This window comes from Pigmentiphaga sp. H8 (assembly GCF_003854895.1).
Taxonomy (GTDB): Bacteria; Pseudomonadota; Gammaproteobacteria; order Burkholderiales; family Burkholderiaceae_B; genus Pigmentiphaga.
Map to the genome: position 1 here is coordinate 5868610 of NZ_CP033966.1, position 16812 is coordinate 5885421.

At 64.8% G+C, this 16812-nt stretch carries 14 protein-coding genes; 2 read left to right on the forward strand and 12 right to left on the reverse strand.

The features are described 5' to 3' along the window. Nucleotides 1–54: 54 nt before the first annotated feature. The 6 genes from rsmG to EGT29_RS27815 form a co-directional block, all read right to left on the reverse strand. Complete coding sequence (rsmG, locus tag EGT29_RS27790) at nt 55–741, reverse strand: 16S rRNA (guanine(527)-N(7))-methyltransferase RsmG (RefSeq protein WP_124692040.1); 687 nt, start codon at nt 739–741, stop codon at nt 55–57. A 184-nt stretch (nt 742–925) separates the two neighbouring features. After that, nucleotides 926–2866, reverse strand: a complete 1941-nt coding sequence (gene mnmG / locus EGT29_RS27795) for a tRNA uridine-5-carboxymethylaminomethyl(34) synthesis enzyme MnmG (protein WP_124692041.1) — start codon at nt 2864–2866, stop codon at nt 926–928. 740 nt (nt 2867–3606) lie between these two features. Next, a complete protein-coding gene (locus tag EGT29_RS27800) occupies nt 3607–4161 on the reverse strand; it encodes a MarR family winged helix-turn-helix transcriptional regulator (protein ID WP_124692042.1) in 555 nt (184 codons plus the stop codon). Between the two features lie 149 nt (nt 4162–4310). Next, nucleotides 4311–4781: a fasciclin domain-containing protein gene (locus EGT29_RS27805; RefSeq protein ID WP_124692043.1), complete on the reverse strand. Its 471-nt coding sequence runs from the start codon at nt 4779–4781 to the stop codon at nt 4311–4313. Between the two features lie 131 nt (nt 4782–4912). Next, nucleotides 4913–5821: a LysR family transcriptional regulator gene (locus EGT29_RS27810; RefSeq protein ID WP_124692044.1), complete on the reverse strand. Its 909-nt coding sequence runs from the start codon at nt 5819–5821 to the stop codon at nt 4913–4915. A gap of 159 nt (nt 5822–5980) precedes the next feature. Beyond that, nucleotides 5981–7840 carry a phosphoenolpyruvate carboxykinase (GTP) gene (locus EGT29_RS27815; protein WP_124692045.1) on the reverse strand — a complete coding sequence of 620 codons (1860 nt, stop codon included), beginning with the start codon at nt 7838–7840 and terminating at the stop codon, nt 5981–5983. A 202-nt stretch (nt 7841–8042) separates the two neighbouring features. Here EGT29_RS27815 and EGT29_RS27820 point away from each other — a divergent pair, with 202 nt between their 5' ends. Beyond that, nucleotides 8043–9029 carry a D-2-hydroxyacid dehydrogenase family protein gene (locus tag EGT29_RS27820; RefSeq protein ID WP_124692046.1) on the forward strand — a complete coding sequence of 329 codons (987 nt, stop codon included), beginning with the start codon at nt 8043–8045 and terminating at the stop codon, nt 9027–9029. 457 nt (nt 9030–9486) lie between these two features. Here EGT29_RS27820 and EGT29_RS27825 read toward each other — a convergent pair whose 3' ends face one another. Together EGT29_RS27825 and EGT29_RS27830 are read right to left on the reverse strand one after the other, a co-directional pair. Next, nucleotides 9487–9693 carry a cold-shock protein gene (locus EGT29_RS27825; protein WP_087840420.1) on the reverse strand — a complete coding sequence of 69 codons (207 nt, stop codon included), beginning with the start codon at nt 9691–9693 and terminating at the stop codon, nt 9487–9489. 240 nt (nt 9694–9933) lie between these two features. Continuing rightward, on the reverse strand, nt 9934–10971 hold the full coding sequence (locus EGT29_RS27830; protein WP_124692047.1) for an AbrB family transcriptional regulator: 1038 nt from the start codon (nt 10969–10971) through the stop codon (nt 9934–9936). Nucleotides 10972–11066: 95 nt separating this feature from the next. On the opposite strand from EGT29_RS27830, the gene EGT29_RS27835 reads away from it, so the two are divergent. Continuing rightward, the gene (locus EGT29_RS27835; protein WP_124692048.1) at nt 11067–12233 is read left to right on the forward strand and encodes a methionine aminotransferase; all 1167 of its coding nucleotides are present in this window, start codon (nt 11067–11069) and stop codon (nt 12231–12233) included. Nucleotides 12234–12280: 47 nt separating this feature from the next. On the opposite strand, the gene EGT29_RS27840 is transcribed toward EGT29_RS27835, so the two are convergent. From EGT29_RS27840 to EGT29_RS27855, 4 genes are all read right to left on the reverse strand, one after another. Continuing rightward, nucleotides 12281–13816: a tripartite tricarboxylate transporter permease gene (locus EGT29_RS27840; RefSeq protein WP_124692049.1), complete on the reverse strand. Its 1536-nt coding sequence runs from the start codon at nt 13814–13816 to the stop codon at nt 12281–12283. After that, a complete protein-coding gene (locus EGT29_RS27845) occupies nt 13813–14250 on the reverse strand; it encodes a tripartite tricarboxylate transporter TctB family protein (protein WP_124692546.1) in 438 nt (145 codons plus the stop codon). The genes EGT29_RS27840 and EGT29_RS27845 overlap by 4 nt, the downstream gene beginning before the upstream one ends. Nucleotides 14251–14267: 17 nt before the next feature. Further along, nucleotides 14268–15263: a tripartite tricarboxylate transporter substrate binding protein gene (locus tag EGT29_RS27850; protein ID WP_124692050.1), complete on the reverse strand. Its 996-nt coding sequence runs from the start codon at nt 15261–15263 to the stop codon at nt 14268–14270. A gap of 122 nt (nt 15264–15385) precedes the next feature. Next, nucleotides 15386–16798 (reverse strand): sensor histidine kinase, encoded by a 1413-nt coding sequence (locus tag EGT29_RS27855; protein WP_124692547.1) that lies wholly within the window; start codon nt 16796–16798, stop codon nt 15386–15388. Between the last annotated feature and the right edge of the window lie 14 nt (nt 16799–16812).

The window sequence follows — 16812 nt, forward strand, 5'->3', positions numbered from 1 at the left end:
TACAACCTGATTATTGGGTGAATCTGACGCGCCGATGGCCGGCGCCGCGTTCTGCTAACCCTCGTTTGCCCCGCCCTCGATGCGGTCCATCCAGACCAGGCAGCGGCGGGCGGACAATCTTGGCACATAAAGCGTCGTAACGCCTTCCACCTGCCATGCGCCCTGGTCCTTCAGCGCCTGCATCTCGTCTTCCGGCGGATGGCCCTTCATGGCGGCCAGCCGCCCTCCGGGCTTGACGTGGCGTCCGGCCAGCGCGGCAAAATCGTGCAGCGAGGCGAACGCGCGCGAGACGACGATGTCGCACTCGGCGGGTTCGAGCTCCTCGACCCGCGCGTGCGTCGCGTCCAGGTTGGACAGCCGCAGCACCCCGGCCACGTGCTTGATGAACGCGGTCTTCTTTTCCACCGCGTCCACGCAGCGCACCTGCCATTCCGGCCGGCAAATGGCCAGGACCACGCCGGGCAGTCCTCCGCCCGAACCCACGTCCAGGATGCTGGCCGGCTGGCCGGCAAGGCGCTGGGCCAGTTCCGGCACCACCGACAGGCTATCCGTTATGTGATGCAAAAGCATCTGCTCAGGCTCGCGTATGGCCGTGAGGTTGTAGGTGCGGTTCCAGCGCAGCATCTGCGCCAGATAATTCAGCAGCAGATCGATACGCGCATGATCGAGCGGCAGGCGCAACACCGCGCAGTCCGACTCGAGCTGGGCGGCGAATACCGCGCCATTGAAAGGTTCCTGCATCGGGATCGGTTTCCGGGACATGTTCATGGGACGACCCTCCGGCGGCCGGGAGCTCCCCTTGCCGGGGAAGCGGACACGCTTCCCCGCAAGCCGCGCATCGATACCGACGAGCCTCCTGTCTCGTCGTGGCGCGGCTTTTCTCCCAGGAGAAGGCGTGTGGTTGTCGAGCGGCCGTGGGACACGCTCATGCCGCCCGGTTCGCGTCGGCGGCGGAATCGGCATTCAGCTTTCCGTATTGGCGGCGCTTCAGGTGTATCAGCAGGAGCGAGATGGCGGCAGGCGTGATGCCCGAGATGCGGGCGGCCTGGCCGATGGTTTGCGGCCGATGAGTCTTGAGCTTCTGGCGGACTTCGAAGGACAGGCTGCGCACCGAGTCATAGTCGATGTCTTCGGGTATGCGCTGGTTCTCGTGCCCGGCCTGCTTGTCGATCTCGTTCTGCTGGCGCGCGATGTAGCCCGCATACTTGACCTGGATCTCGACCTGTTCGGCAACGATCTGGTCGGTTACGCCCGGCCCCGCCAGCAATTCCTCGTCCGCATTCTTAGCTTGCATAAGTGCATCATAGGAAACGTTCGGGCGCTTGAGCAAGTCGAATAGTGTGTACTCACGCTCGATCGCCTTGCCCAGCAGCGGCTCGGCAGCGTGGGCCGGGAAAGTCCGGGGATTGATCCACGTGGACCGCAGGCGCTCGACCTCGCTCGCCACGGCATCCCGCTTGCGGTTGAAGGCATCCCAGCGCGCGTCGTCCACCAGCCCGAGCTGGCGGCCGGTTTCCGTCAGGCGCCAGTCGGCATTGTCCTCGCGCAGGCTCAGGCGATACTCGGCCCGCGACGTGAACATGCGATAGGGCTCGGTCACGCCGCGCGTGACCAGGTCGTCGGCCAACACGCCCAGATAGGCCTGGTCGCGGCGCGGCACCCAGGCTTCCTCGCCCTTCACCTTCAGGGCGGCGTTGATGCCGGCCAGCAGTCCCTGCGCAGCCGCTTCTTCGTAGCCCGTCGTGCCATTGATCTGTCCGGCGAAGAACAGTCCGGAAATGGCGCGGGTCTCGAGCGACGTTTTCAGTCCACGTGGATCGAAATAGTCATATTCGATGGCGTAGCCGGGCCGCAGGATATGGGCATTTTCCAGCCCGGGCAGCGAATGGATCAGGTCGAGCTGCACATCGAAGGGCAGGCTGGTCGATACCCCGTTGGGGTAGAACTCGTGGGTCGTCAGCCCTTCCGGTTCCAGGAAAACCTGATGGGATGTCTTGTCCGCAAAACGGTGGATCTTGTCTTCGATGGACGGGCAGTAGCGCGGCCCCACCCCTTCGATGACGCCGGTGTACATGGGCGAACGGTCCAGGCCGCCACGGATGATCTCGTGCGTCCGCGCATTCGTGTGCGTGATCCAGCACGGCAGTTGGCGCGGATGCATGGCGACATCGCCCAGGTAGGAAAACACCGGTACCGGATCCAGGTCGCCGGGCTGTTCTTCCAGCACACTGAAGTCGATAGAGCGCCCGTCGATACGGGGCGGCGTCCCGGTTTTCAGGCGTCCCTGGCCCAGCTTGAGTTCCTGCAGGCGCTTGCCCAGCGAGATCGCGGGCGGATCGCCGGCCCGGCCCGCCGAGTAGTTCTGCAGTCCCACGTGAACCAGTCCGTTCAGGAAAGTGCCTGCGGTCAATACCACCGCCCGCGCGCGGAAGCGCAGGCCGATCTGGGTGACCGCGCCGACTACCTTGTCCCCTTCCAGCATCAGGTCGTCCACCGCTTGCTGGAACAGCCAGAGGTTGGGCTGGTTTTCCAGTCGATGACGAATAGCCTTGCGATAGAGCACCCGGTCTGCCTGGGCTCGGGTAGCCCGCACCGCAGGCCCTTTGGATGCGTTCAGGATGCGGAACTGGATCCCTGCTTCGTCCGTGGCTAGGGCCATGGCCCCGCCCAGTGCGTCGACTTCCTTCACCAGATGGCCCTTGCCGATCCCGCCTATGGAGGGATTGCAGGACATCTGCCCCAGGGTCTCGATGTTATGCGTGAGCAGCAGCGTCTTGCAGCCAGCGCGCGCTGCCGCCAATGCAGCCTCGGTACCAGCGTGGCCGCCGCCTACAACAATGACATCAAATTCGGTTGGATACAGCATGGTGGGATCCGCAAAAGGCCAGGTTTCACCTGGCGACCTGGCAGCCTTCGTGGCCAGGGAGAGATATCCGGGTCTGGTGAGAAAACGCCACGGTAACTTGGGATTATAGGATTCTCGCCCTGTCAGCGCGAGCATTACCCTGGACAAGCTGCTCCATAGTGTTTCACGTGGAACACTGGGGTGCCTGCTTGAGCTATTCAGGATGCGTGTGTCAGCGCTACGTGGCAGTGGATAGGGTGGGTACGTGATCGCCGTACCCGCTAACACCAGGAATAGGCGTCGGGAGATGCGGATGAGCCCTCGCCAAGGTCTCGACCAAATTTCCTCTACGATCAAGGCGTGCCGATGTTTCACGTGAAACATCGACGCGCTGGGGCCACTCTTCTTTCACCCGAAAGAGCCCGGGAAATTCGAGTTCTCTACGCTTCAGCCACTTGGGAACACTTGTCGGGTGAACAGCCATAAGCCAGCTTGGGGGTGAAGGCAGCGGCCCTGTCGCTGGCATCAGCCCGACCACGGCACACAAGTGGCAAGACCACTTACCAAGCAAGGGGGACATCGAGTTGGTCGATCGCAGTTCCCGCTCCATCCGGTAGTTCCGGTCATGCGCTACCGATGAGAAACAGCTCTCGGCCATTGCGTTTCTGAAAGCTGCGGTGGTCCCACTACTCAACATCTAGCCACTCAGGGCGTTCACTCCGGGAAAGTCGGCCGCAATACTCCACGTGAAATTTTTTCGCTCACGTTTCCCGGCTGGCCTCCCCTTCGGCAATGTCCATCTCTTCACGCATGGCCCGCGCGGTCAGTACCTCCAGCATTTCAAACAAGCCGGTGATCCGTTCTGGCGAATAGCCATCCAACAGCCGCTCATTGCGCTGCCGGGACAACTGCCGCAGGGTGACGGCGGTCTCCATGCCCAGGGGGCTCAGCCTTAGGTCGGCTCGCCGGCTATCCCGTGCCGAGGTCCCTCTTTCGACCAATCCATTTCTGGTCAAGACACCGATCGCCCGGCTGATCTGCGCCGCATCGACCATGGCCAGGGAAGCCAACTTGCGTATCGAGACTGGCTGGAAATCGGCAAGCAACCTGACGACTTGCCACTCTGTCTGAGAAAACCCGAACTGCATCCGGGCCTGCAATTGGGAAGCGCGTGCCAGCGCCTTGCCAAGCGCAGCCACCCTGGGAGCCAGCAAACCCTCCTGGCCGCGTACGTCCAACGCTTCGAAGGAGCCGGCGGGTTCCTTTCCAGGCAGGGGATTGCTTATCATGGGTGGCAACTCGTTCGAGGTTTTCATGGGGAAGATGAGGCGTCATTATCCTCGCCCTGTCTGCATTCGCACAATTCCATGACAAACCGTGCTATTTTCTTCGAGCTAGAAGAAAATGCAAGATTCAGTCATGAATCTTAATAAGGCGCGGGACTCCCCATGTTCACTCCGCGGAATCAGGGAAACAGGACCGTATCCAAAACGTTGATGTAGCCGTTGTCCACTTCGACGTCGGGCTCCAGCACTTCGGCATCCGATAGCAACAGCCGGCGGTTCTTGCGATGGACCGTCAGCGTCTTGCCGCCCTCGGTCCTGATCTGCGTTCCTTCCTTGGCATCCTTCAGGCTGACCTTGCCCGCCACCATGTGCAGCTTCACCACCTGCACCAGCGTGTCCTTGTTCCGCAATGCCTCGCGCTGGGCCGAGGGCAGTTTGGCGAAGGCTTCGTCGGACGGCGCGAACACGGTATAGGGCTGGCCTTTCAGCGTCTGCTCCATACCCGCCTCGCGTACCGCGTTGACCCATGAACTGAACATTCCGGCCGTCTGGGCCGTGTCGATGATATTGCGCGCCTGGACACCGGCGGGGCTCATCAGGCCCAATGCCAATGCCGTGGCGATCGATCCGAGTATGTATCTGACATGCATGCGCTTCTCCCGAGCGACAAGTTTCTCCTTGGGACATGACCGGCTTGCGGCCGTCTTCCATGGTCGCTCGCCACGCTGTAACCAGGGTCATCGCTTGGCAAGGGGGCGCAACAGGGAACGGCATCCCGCCCCTACGGCGTCCCTTCCAGGGCCGCCGGAACGTCTTTCTTCAATTGATCCAGCACGGCCCTGATCCTGGACGCGGTGGGTCGATGGGCATGGACCAGTGCATGGATGGGAAAAGGCGGCACGGTGTATTCGGGAAGCAGCTGCACCAGGCTTCCCTTCCGTAGCGCGTCGATGCAGGCGGGTTGTTGCACCACGCCTATTCCACAGCCGGACTGAATCAGCTCGTACATGGGCCGCCAATGGCTGGTGGTGCACGAGGTTTGTATCCGCGCCTGCCGCACGCCTTTTTCCGGATGGCTGAGCGGGACGCGGTCATTGGCGAAGATTCCGTTGACCCGGATGAACGGGTGGCGGACGAGGTCGTCCGGGGTTTCGATCGAACCGTGCCGTTCGATGAACGAAGGGGCGGCAACCAGCACCCGTCCGATCTGGCCCAGCGGATGGGCGACGAAACTGCCTTCGGCCAGGGAGCCGACGCGCAGCGAAATATCGACGCCTTCCGTCACGGGATCGACCACGGCGTCGTTCAGGATCACGTCCAGGTGCAGCTTGGGATAGGCAATCCGGATGCGAAGCAATATCGCGGGCAGAACGATCTCGCCGAAGCACTGGGCGGAAGCTATGCGGACGCTGCCGCGGATGTCCTCTTGCTCGCCCTGCCGGACGACGGCTACGGCTGCGTCGGCGGCCGCCAGGAGGGTCTTGCAGTGATTGTAGAAGGTCTTCCCTTCCTCGGTGCAGACCAGCCCGTTCGCATCGCGGCTGAGCAGGCGGACCTGGAGGAATTCCTCCAGTTTCTCGATGCGCTCCCGGACCGAGGCATGGCCCAGGTCGAGTTCACGGGCAACGGCGGAGATGCTTCCAAGTTCGACGACCTGGGTATAGATGCGTGCTGCGGACAGAAGATCCATGGCGTTCGAATCTTGCCTTCCAATAACGGAAGAAACGTAGCAGTTATTATATTTTGGCGAATTTTGCCGACAGGATAAAAAAACCCCGACGCCCAGGGCGGGCATCGGGGCCGTGCATCGCGAGCCGGAGCGGTACTCCGCCCGGCTTGCGAGCGAGGCTCAGCCTTGCAGGCGCTTGGACAGGCGCTGCTTGACCTCCACCAGTTCGTTCGGCAGGCCCTGCTTGAGCAGGTCGAACAGTTCGTCGTGCAGGCGCAGCTCTTCCTTCCAGGCTTGCGTGTCGATCGCGGTGATGCGATCGAACTGCTCACGGGTGAAGTTCAGGCCTTCCCAGCTCAGGTCCTCGTAGGAAGGCGTGACGCCGAAGACGTGGTCCACGCCCTGGGCCTTGCCATCGATGCGTTCGAGCATCCACTTCAGCACGCGCATGTTTTCGCCGAAGCCGGGCCAGACGAATTTGCCGTTCTCGTCCGTACGGAACCAGTTCACGCAGAAGATGGCGGGCAGGCGCACGCCGGCCGACTCGAGCTTGGCGCCCAGTTGCAGCCAGTGGCTGAAATAGTCGCTCATGTTGTAGCCGCAGAACGGCAGCATGGCGAAGGGATCGCGGCGCACCACACCCTGCTTGCCGGTGGCCGCGGCGGTGGTTTCCGAACCCATGGTGGCGGCCATGTAGACGCCCTCGACCCAGTTGCGGGCCTCGGTCACCAGCGGCACCGTGGTGGAGCGGCGGCCGCCGAACACGAAGGCGTCGATGGTCACGCCCGCGGGGTTGTCCCACTCGGCGTCGATGGCCGGGTTCTGGTCGGCGGCGACGGTGAAGCGGGCATTCGGATGCGCCGCCTTGCGGCCCGTGGTCTTGCCGATTTCCGGCGTCCAGTCCTTGCCCTGCCAGTCGATGCAGTGGGCGGGCGGCTCGCTCATGCCTTCCCACCAGACGTCGCCGTCGTCGGTCAGCGCGACGTTGGTGAAGATGACGTTCTCGCGCAGCGTCGCCATGCAGTTGAAGTTGGTCTTCTCGTTGGTGCCGGGCGCGACGCCGAAATAGCCGGCCTCGGGGTTGATGGCGCGCAGCTTGCCGTCGGGGCTGGGCTTGATCCAGGCGATATCGTCGCCGATGGTGGTGACCTTCCAGCCCGGCAGCGACGGGATCAGCATCGCGAAGTTGGTCTTGCCGCAGGCCGAGGGGAAGGCCGCGCCGACGTGCATCTTCTTGCCCTCGGGCGAGGTGACGCCCAGGATGAGCATGTGTTCGGCCAGCCAGCCCTGGTCGCGGCCCATCTTGGAAGCGATGCGCAGCGCCAGGCACTTCTTGCCCAGCAGCGCGTTGCCGCCATAACCCGAACCGAAGGACCAGATCTCGCGGGTCTCGGGATAGTGGACGATGTACTTGGTGTCGTTGCAGGGCCAGATGACGTCGGCCTCGCCCTGGGCAAGCGGCTTGCCCACGGTGTGGACGCAGGGAACGAACACGCCGTCGGCGCCCAGCACGTCATAGACCTTGCGGCCCATGCGGGTCATGATGCGCATGTTGGCCACGACGTAGGGCGAGTCGGACAGCTCGACGCCGATCTGCGCGATGGGCGAGCCCAGCGGCCCCATCGAGAACGGAATCACATACATGGTGCGGCCGCGCATGGAACCGGCGAACAGCCCGTTCAGCGTGGTGCGCATTTCCGCCGGGTCCACCCAGTTGTTCGTGGGGCCCGCGTCTTCCTTGCGTTCGGAGCAGATGAAGGTGCGGTCCTCGACGCGCGCGACGTCGGACGGATCGGACCAGGCCAGATAGGAATTGGGACGCTTGGCGGGATTCAGGCGGCGCAACGTGCCGGCCTGGACCATCAGTTCGCACAGCCGGTCGTATTCTTCCTGCGAGCCATCGCACCACTCGATGCGATCGGGCTGCGCCAGCGCCGCGACTTCGGCCACCCAGGCCTTCAATCGTTCGTGACGTACCCAGTCGGGAGCGTCGACCGCCGAAAGTTGTTTGGGAACCGATGTTTTAGGCACGGCGTTCATTGGTGACATTCTCCTCGACGCTGGGGCGCCTGATCATGATGTAAATAATGAGCCGGGCATCGATTGGCCCGGCCGGACTTTAACTTAATATACCCCACCCCCTTTCCGCAAAAGTTTCCAGGAAGAAAGGGTCCGTTACCGTTGGCAGCTACCACTTACAAGACCAATTGGACTACCATCGACGCTGATTGAAGGAAAGCCCATGCGCATAACGATTCTGGACGACTATCAAGACGCGGTACGCAAGCTGGACTGCTTCAGTCTGCTCGATGGCCACGACGTCAAGGTCTACAACAACACGGTCAAGGGGCTGGGCCAATTGGCCGTCCGGCTGCGCGACACGGAAACGCTGGTACTGATCCGTGAGCGTACGCCCATCACCCGCGCCCTGCTGGATAAATTGCCTCAGCTGAAGCTGATTTCCCAGACGGGGCGCGTCGGGTCGCACATCGACGTGGAGGCCTGCACCGAGCGCGGGGTCGCCGTCGCTCAGGGGGTCGGCTCGCCTGTTGCGCCGGCAGAACTGACGTGGGCGCTCATTATGAGCGCGATGAGGCGAATTCCTCAATATGCGGCAAACCTCAAGCATGGGGCTTGGCAGCAATCCGGCATGAAAGCGTCGTCGATGCCGCCCAATTTCGGCTTGGGCCGGACCTTGCACGGGGGCCGATTGGGCCTGTTCGGCTACGGCAAGATCGGCAAGATCATCGCGGGCTACGGCAAGGCCTTCGGCATGAAGGTGACGGTCTGGGGCCGCGAATCCACCCTGGACCGGGCACGGGCCGACGGCCTGGAGACGGCGGCCAGCAAGGAGGCGCTGTTCGAAGGCAGCGACGTGCTGTGCATGCTGCTCAAGCTGAGCGAGGAAACCCGCGGCATCGTCACGCTGGCCGACCTGCAGCGCATGGGGCCCGAGGCGCTGTTCGTGAATACCTCGCGGGCGGAGCTGGTGGAGCCCGATGCCCTGGTCCTGGCGCTGAACCGGGGCCGGCCGGGGCTGGCGGCGGTCGACGTCTTCGAAAGCGAGCCCATCCTGCAAGGCCACCCGCTGCTGCGGATGGAGAACGTCATCTGCACGCCGCACATCGGCTTCGTGGAAAGCAACAGCTACAACCTTTATTTCAAGGTTGCATTCGAGAACATATTGGCGTGGGCGGCGGGGAAACCCGCTAATCTGGTCACCCCGTAGGGAAGCCCACCCCTGCCCGCTTGTGCGGGCCAGGGAAGCCCACCCCCTACCCGCTTACGCGGGCCCCCTCAAGGGGGCGATGCGGGTGGACCGGAAGGAAAGCCCACCCCCAAGCGGCCTTTGGCCGCTCCCCCTCAAGGGGACGATGCGGGTGGACCGGCGGAGCCGGATCCACCGCATCCTGGGTCTAGTACCCGTTTCTTGGGTTATGGCACCGGTGCTATCGCTGGCTGCCGGCGGTAGCACCCGTGTTTCAGTTCAAGATGCTTTCCCTAGACCCAGGAAACCGCGGATCTGGCTTCGCCAGTCCGCCGGTTTCGCCCCCTGGGGGGCGCCCGAAGGGCGTAGGGGGGTCAGTAGGTGGGGTCAAATACTTTAGAAAAAAACAAGCCCACCCCGCTGGGGAGCGGGATGGGGAAGCGGGGCGGCGTGCGCCGCCCCGCGCATGTGCGGCTATTTACAGCGGCTTGATGTCGGAAGCCTGGGGGCCCTTGGGGCCGTCCTTGACTTCGTACTCGACTTCCTGCCCTTCGGCCAGGCTGCGGTAGCCGCGGCCGACGATGGCGGAAAAGTGAGCGAACACATCCGGACCACCGGCGTCCGGCGTGATGAAGCCGAAACCTTTGTCCGCGTTAAACCATTTGACCTTGCCCTTCTGTGCCATGTTCGGCGTCCTCTAATCAATAAACAATGCAATGGAACCAAGAACGCCGACACGAACTGAAATGCGGTAATGGCGGACATCCGCAATGGCAGACGGGACTTGCGTGCTGCTTGAATTCAACTGCGAATCGCAGCATACCCGCGTGTACTTTGCGAATCAATAATATTTAGCAGGCGTATCGCAAATGCCATGTCCACGCCGCGCAACAGGCCCGGATCACCCTGCGCAGGGCGCTCGAAATCAGTCGCGCAACGCCGGAAAACGCATAAGCAAACCACGGTAGAGCGGCGGGGTGATCAGCAGCACGAAGGCCAGCCGGAACACCTGGAAAGCCGTTACCAGCGGCACCCCCAATTGCAGCACCTTGGCGGTGATGCACATCTCGGCAATACCGCCAGGCGCCAGCCCGAGGATCAGCGTGGGCAGCGCGATGCCGCTGGGACGCGCCAGGAGCAGGCTCAGGCCCACCGAAAGCATGATCACGACCAGGGTGTAGGCCAGGATCAATCCCATGAAGCGCGGGGCCGTCCGGAAGAAATCGGGGGTGTAGCGGTCGCCCAGCGACCAGCCTATGAGCAACTGCGCGGCGTTCAGCATGAAGGTGGGCATCGCCGACAAGGCCATGTCGTTGGACGTCAGCAGGATGGTGACGGCCATGGGCCCCAGCACCCAGGCATTGGGTATGCGCAGCCGCACGGCCAGCAGCGCGCCGCCGGCACCCAGCGCGAACATCGCCGCCAGGCCGGCGGGATCCACCGCCGTCATGGCGGGCGCGAAAAGCCCGCTGCCGTTCACGCCCGACATCCGGAAAGCCAGCGGCACCAGCACGACGACAAGCAGGATGCGCAGGCTGTGGGCCGAGGCGACCAGCGCCACCTTGCCGCCGTAGCGGTCGGACAGGTTGGCCATTTCCGCCGCGCCGCCTATGGTGGACGAAAAATAGGCGGTGCTGAATTCCACGCCGCCGGCGCGCTGGAGGAACCAGGCGCCGGCCAGCCCCGCGGCCACCGAGAAGATGGCCCCCAGCAGCAGCGGCAGCAGATTGCCCGCGATCTCGTCGACCACCATGGGCGTGAAATACAGCCCCAGGCCCACGCCTATCACCCACTGTCCCGCATAGCGCAGTTCGGTCCGGCTCCGGGACTGCACGCCGGCGATCTTGGTCGCCGCCGTGGCGATCAGCGCGCCCAGCATCCAGGGCAGCGGGGTATGGAGCGCGACCGCTATCAGCGAGCCGCAAAGCGCGATGGCGAAACCTAGCAGTAGACGGACGAACATGGGGAACGAAACAGGCGGGCGTGGCCGCCGGCGGACGCATGGAGGTAGACTGATTCGATGAAGACGAATGGTACATCCAAGGCCCAAGCAAGCTGATGATTAATTCCAAATTGCCGGACGTCGGCGTCACCATCTTTACCGTCATGAGCCGGCTGGCCACGGAAACCCGCGCCATCAACCTGGGCCAGGGCTTTCCCGATTTCGATCCCGATGCCGGCCTGCTGGCGCAGGTGGACGCCGCCATGGCCGCGGGCCACAACCAGTACGCCCCCATGCCGGGGATCCCGGCGCTGCGCGCCGCCATCGCGGCCAAGACGCAGGCGCTGTACGGCGCGGCCTACGATCCCGAGACGGAGATCACCGTGACCAGCGGTGCCACCCAGGCCCTGATGACCGCCATCCTGGCGGTGGCCGGCGCCGGCGACGAGGTCATCGTGCTGGAGCCCAACTACGACTCTTACGTGCCGGCCATACGCCTGGCGGGCGCCACGCCGGTGGCGGTACAGCTGCTTGCGCCCACGCCCGAGGCTCCCGGCTACCGGCCCGACTGGGACGCGGTACGGCGCGCCATCACGCCGCGCACCCGGGCCCTGCTGATCAATTTCCCGCACAATCCAACCGGCGCGGTGCTGGACGACGGCGACCTGGACGAGCTCGAACGCATCCTTGAACGCACGGGCGTGGTGCTGATCTCGGACGAGGTCTACGAGCACATCGTGTTCGACGGCCGCCGGCATGCGTCCATCGCGCGCCGGCCGGCGCTGGCGGCCCGCAGCTTCCTGATCTCGTCGTTCGGCAAGACTTTCCACACCACCGGCTGGAAGATCGGCTATTGCTGCGCACCCGCCGCCCTGTCCGTGGAATTCCGCAAGATCCACCAGTTCATGGTGTTCGCGGTCTCGACCCCCATGCAGTACGCGCTGGCCGCGTTCCTGCAGGATCCCCGCCACTACCTGGAACTGCCCGCCTTCTATCAGGCCAAGCGCGACCGCCTGGAAGCGGGTCTGAAGCAGACGCGCTTTCGCACCCTGCCCTGCCCGGGCACCTACTTCCTGCTGGCCGACTACAGCGCGATCTCGGATGCGCCAGAAAGCGAATTCGCGCGCTGGCTGACCACCGAGCACGGCGTGGCGGTCATACCCATCGCGGCTTTCCATACGGATCCGGACGCGCCGGCCTCGAACCGGCAATTGGTGCGCTTCTGCTTCGCCAAGAAGGACAGCACGCTGGACGCGGCGCTGGAGCGCCTGCAGCGGGTCTGAAAGCGGCATGCGGGCCCGATCGCCCGCATGCCTGCCGCCTGTGTCGCCTAGGCCGACGCGGCGGGTTCGGAAGCGCCCGCGCGACGCCGGGCCAGCACGCGCATCGTGACCGGCACGATCAGCACGGCCGCCGCGCACAGCCACAGGCCGATGCTGACCGGGCTTTCCCACAGGATGGCCGTGTCGCCGTTGGTGATGGACAGCGCCCGGCGCAGGTTCTGCTCCATCATGTTGCCCAGCACCAGCCCCAGGATGAGCGGCGCCATGGGCACCGACATCTTGCGCAGCAGATAGCCCACCACGCCCAGCGCCACCATCATCACGAGGTCGAAGGTGGTGGCGTGCACCGAGTACACGCCTATCGTGCTCACCGTCACGATGAACGGCACCAGCGCCCAGGTCGGCACCGACAGCATGCGCGCGAACACGCCCACCATGGGAATATTCATCGCCAGCAGCATGGCGTTGCCGATGAACAGCGACGCGATCAGGCCCCAGACGATCTCGGGGCGCTGCTCGAACAGCGCGGGCCCCGGCGTGATGTTGTAGAGCGCCAGCACGCCCATCATCACTGCGGTGGTACCCGATCCCGGTACGCCCAGCGTCAGCATGGGCACGAACGAACCCGTGGCCGACGCGTTGTTGGCCGCCTCGGGCGAGGCCAGGCCGCGGATGTCGCCCTTGCCGAAATGCGCGCCTTCCGGGTCGGACTGTTCGACCAGGCGCTTCTCGGTCGAATAGGCCATGGCCGAGGCCACGGTGGCGCCGGCGCCGGGCAGCACGCCCACCACGAAGCCGATCAACGCCCCTCGCACCGTGCCCCACCAGGTCATCGCCACTTCCCGCATGTTGAACAGGGTGCGTCCTGTCGGCTTGACCACCGCGTTGCCCGTGACCGACTGTTCCAGCAGCAGCAGCATCTCGCTGACGGAGAACAGGCCGATCACCACCACCACGAACTGGATGCCGTCGCTCAGGTGCAGCGAATCGAAGGTGTAGCGGTAGATGCCGGAGTTCTCGTCTATGCCCACGGTGGACAAGGCCAGGCCCACGGCGGCGGCCAGCAGCGCCTTGACGGGCTGCTCGCCCATCAGCCCGGCCAGGCAGCAGAAGGCGAACACCATCAGCGCGAAGTACTCCGCCGGTCCAAAGGCCAGCGCCCATCGGGCCAGCAGGGGCGCGGCGATGGCGATGCCGACGGTGGCCACGGCCGAGCCCACGAAGGAACTCCAGGCCGAGATCGACAAGGCTACGCCGGCCTTGCCCTGGCGGGCCATGGGGTAGCCGTCCAGTGCCGTCATGATGGCCGAGGCTTCGCCCGGCACGTTGATCAGGATGGAACTGATGCGCCCGCCGTATTCGCAGCCGATGTAGACCGCGGCCAGCAGGATGAGCGAGCTTTCCGGCGGCAGCTGCATCGCGAAGGCCAGCGGCATCAGGATGGCCACGCCGTTGATGGGCCCGAGGCCGGGCAGTACGCCCACGATGGTGCCGATGAAGGAGCCGATGGCCGCGATCAACAGGTTGAGCGGCGTCAGCGCGACCGAGAAACCGGTGGCCAGATGGCCGAAGATATCGTTCACAGCAGGCCTCCCAGCAGGCCGGTGGGCAGCACCACGTCCAGCACCTTATCGAACAGCAGGAACACGGCCACGCCCAGGGCCAGCCCGGTGATGCCCGTCTTGAGCCACGATCCGCCGAACGCGCGGCCCACCGGCAGGCTCATCAGGAAGGTAGCCAGGACAATGCCCAGCCACTGGAACAGGAAGGCGTAGGCGGCCAGCGCCACTGACACGGCGACGACGCGTCCCTTGACGCCCGCCGCCACGGACTCGACCGGATTACCGCCCCTTGCGGCCAGCCAGAGGCCGCACAGGCCGATGACCAGCGACAGCAGCATGGGAAAGGCGCGCGGGCCCACCGGCTCGTAGGCGAAAGGCGCCTCGAGCCCGTAGCCCTGCCACACCATCACGGCGGCGAAAACCAGCGCCGCCGTTCCCAGCAGCCGGTCGTTCAACACGACACGGCCGCCGCTCATTTACGCACCAGTCCGAACTCGTCGGCCAGCTTGCGGTACTCGGCAACCTGCTGCTTGATGTAGCCGTCCAGCTCCTTGCCGGTCTTGTTGAACGGGAACAGGCCGCGTTGTTCGCGCAACTTCGCGAATTCGGGCGTGGCCATCATCTTGTCGAAGGTACCCACCCACCACTGATAGTCGGCATCCGCGACCTTCGGTCCCACGTAGAAACCACGGATGATGGGCCACTGGATGTCGAAGCCCTGCTCCTTGGCGGTGGGCACGTCGGCCAGCCGGCCCGGCAGGCGCTGGTCGGCGAACACGGCCAGGATGCGGATGGGCACGCCGGCGTCCAGCACGGACGCGACCTCGCCGGCATCGCCCGAATACACCTGCACATGGCCGCCCTGCAAGGCCGTCAGGGTCTCGCCGCCGCCCTCGAAGGCGACGAAGCGCATGGTCTTGTAGTCGATGCCGGCGGCACGCGCGGTCAGCGCCGCCTTCATCCAGTCCTGGCTGCCGATGGTGCCGCCGGCGCCGAACACCACCTTGGTGGGATCGGCCTTGATGGCGGCCATCAGGCTTTTGAGATCCTTCCAGGGGGCGTCCTTGCGCACCACGACCGCGCCGTAGTCGGTGCCGATGCCCGATACCCAGCGCACGTCGGATTCGGTGTAGCGGCCGAACTTGCCCTGGGCGATGTTCAGCAGCGAACCACCCGAGAAGGCCACGATGGTGCCGGCCTCGGCCGGACGCTGGGCGATGATGGTGTTGTAGGCCACGGCGCCGATGCCGCCGGGCATGTACACCGATCGCATCGGAGCGCTCAGGTACTTGCCTTCCTGCAGGCCGCTCTGGGCGATCTTGCAGGTCAGGTCGAAACCGCCGCCGGGCTTGGCGGGGGCGATGCACTCGGGCCGTTCGGGCGCGGCGGCCGCCGGTTGCGCGGCCAGTCCCGCGAAGGCCATGGCCGCGGCACACGCCGCCGCCCGCAGTCGGACTGTGGGTTTCATCAGTCACCTCCTTGTCGTTGTTGTCGATGTCGCGGCTGTCAGGCCGCACCGAGGCGACTGTACGAACACGGGGCTTTCAACCGGCTTTCAATTTCCCGTGTTTTCGTGCTGCGAAGCAACATTCAAGACCTGGGGAAAACCAGGGACGCGCGCAGGCCCGGGCCCGGTTCCCGGTTTTCCAGCACCAGTCTGCCCTTGTGCAGGCCCGCGATCCGCTGCGCGATGGCCAGTCCCAGGCCGGCGCCCGGCTTGCCCTTGCCGGACTCGCCGCGGCGAAACCGCACGCCGGCCCGCTCGATGTCGGATACCGGCATGCCCGGCCCGCTGTCCTCCACCCGCAGCACGAGTTGCCCGGGCTCGCGCAGCAGCGTCAGCGTCACCATGCCTTCCTCGGGGCTGTAGCGAATGGCATTGTCCAGCAGGTTGAGCACGGCTTCGCGCAGCAGCACGGGCAACCCCGGCATCCACAAGGCTTCCTCGGGTGCCTCGATGCCGTAGTCCAGCTGCTTGGCACGCGCGGCCGGCAACAGGCTGCGGACACACTCCCCGGCCAGCTCGGCCAGGTCCGTCGGCACGAAAGGCAGGCCCCCCTCGGCCAGCGAGGCATCATGGACGCGGGCCAGCGCCAGCATCTGGTTGGCCATCCGTATGGACCGGTCCACCCCGGCATGCATGGCCTGCAAGACCTGCCGGACCGCCTGCGGATCGTTCTCGCGCAGCGCGAAATCCACCTGGGTCTTGAGCACGGTCAACGGCGTGCGCAACTGATGGGAAGCATCGTCCAGGAATTGGCGCTGCGCGCGAGCCTGGGCATCGTGCCGCGCGATATGCCGGTTGATGGCGGACACCAGCGGCTGGACCTCGGCCGGCACCTGGCTGTCGTCGACGGGCCTCAGGTCGTCGGGATCGCGCGCGTCGATTTCCTCGCTCAAACGCACCAGCGGGCGCAACGCGATGATCACCCCGCCTGTCAGCAGGATCGCGCTCAACAGGATCTGCAGCGTATCGCGCTCGATCGCGCGCATCAGCACGGCCCGGGTGAAGGCTGCCCGCGATTCGATGCTTTCCGCGACCTGGATGACCACCCGCTGGCGGTCTTTCGCGCCATACAACGGCGGATCGAGCCGGCGCGCGAGCACGCCCACGCGCACGGGTTCGCCGAAATACTCGGCATTGAAGAATTCCGCCTGGCCCGACACCAGCGCATGCGCCGGCATGGGAAGCGAGGGATTGCCGATCTCGGTCAGGTTGTCCTCGGTGGACACCCTGAAATACACGTTGCCGCTGGCGGTCAATTCGAAGAATTGCAGCAGCCTATAGGGCAGTTCCACTGCCAACCCGCCGCTTTCCGTCGATATGTTCAGGTCTATGGCCCGCAGCGCGCCTGCCAGCGAACGGTCGTAGGCGGCATTGGTCAGGTCGTCCAGCAGCCTGACCGACAGCCACAGGCCACCGCCGGCCACCACGGCCAGGACGGGAAGCAGCCACCACAGCAGGGTGGTCTTCAGGCTGCGGCGCCGTGGCCGGGCCGGCAAGAGGGGGGTTCCGG